We start from the raw sequence: 1,029 nt of genomic DNA, 5'->3' as shown, positions 1-1,029 counted from the left end.
CCGCCGGCTCCTCGCGCCGGGCCGGCGCACCCAGCAGGGCCTGGGCCAGCGTGTCCAGCCGGCCGATGCCGGCCACGAAGCGGCTCAGGCTCTCGAAGTTGTCCACGATCAGCGAGACGGCGGCCAGCACCGCCGCGAACGCGCCGGCCGCCTGGATGGCGCGGCCCACCTCCATGTCGCCGGAGAGCACCGCATCGGCCAGGATGATGGCGGGAATCACCACCGTGAGCTGGCTGAACGCGCGCTGGAACAGGTTGAGCGAGCGCTGGCGCTTGATGAGCCGCGCGTAGTTGGTGAACACCGCCTGGAAGCTGTGGTCCAGCTGCGCGCGCTCCTGCGACTCGCCGCGGTAGAACGCGATCGACTCGGCGTTCTCGCGCAGCCGCATCAGCCCGAAGCGGAAGTCCGCCTCGCGCCGCAGCTGCCAGAAGTTCAGGCGGATCAGCGGCGCGCCGAACACGTACAGCGCCACCACCGTGCCCAGCAGGGCGTACACCGCCAGAAAGGCCACGAGCACCTTGGAGATCGACCACAGCACGGTGCTGAAGGCCACCAGCTGCATGCCCGCGCCGACGAAGATCAGCAGGAAGTGCGTGGAGCGGCCCGTGAAGGTGTTGATGTCCTCGCTGATGCGCTGGTCGGGGTTGTCGATGCCGCCCTGCGTGTTCAGCTCGTAGTAGCGCCGGCCGCCCAGGTAGCCGTCCAGGAAGCGGTGCGTGAGCCAGCGCCGCCAGTGGTTGGAGAACGCATCGCGCATGTAGTAGTAGAAGGCGTACACCGGCACGGCGAAGCCCAGCACCAGCAGGCAGGTGCGCACCGCGTCCCAGAAGCGGTCGCGGTCCTTGGCGGCCAGGGCCGAGGTCATCTCGCCGGTGCGGTCGATCAGCATCACGGCCAGCTGCGTCTCGCACAGCATCAGCAGCACCAGCAGGCCGAGCAGGGACCATGCCGCGACCTTCTTGTCGCCGAGCCAGTACGGCTTGGCCACGCTCATGAACTGGCGCCAGGCGGCGGCGGAAAAAGTGGGGG

1 protein-coding gene is annotated in these 1,029 nt (G+C 69.0%); it reads right to left on the bottom strand.

The window, feature by feature from the left end:
* On the bottom strand, positions 1-994 hold a 994-nt coding region (locus AC27KI_RS25705; protein ID WP_487116650.1), incomplete at its 3' end, for an SbmA/BacA-like family transporter.
* Positions 995-1,029 lie beyond the last annotated feature (35 nt).

The sequence above is a fragment of the Acidovorax sp. KPB24-03 genome (assembly GCF_057546605.1).
The sequence above is the reverse complement of the archived record's forward strand: the minus strand, read 5'-3'. Positions and strand labels throughout refer to the sequence as shown.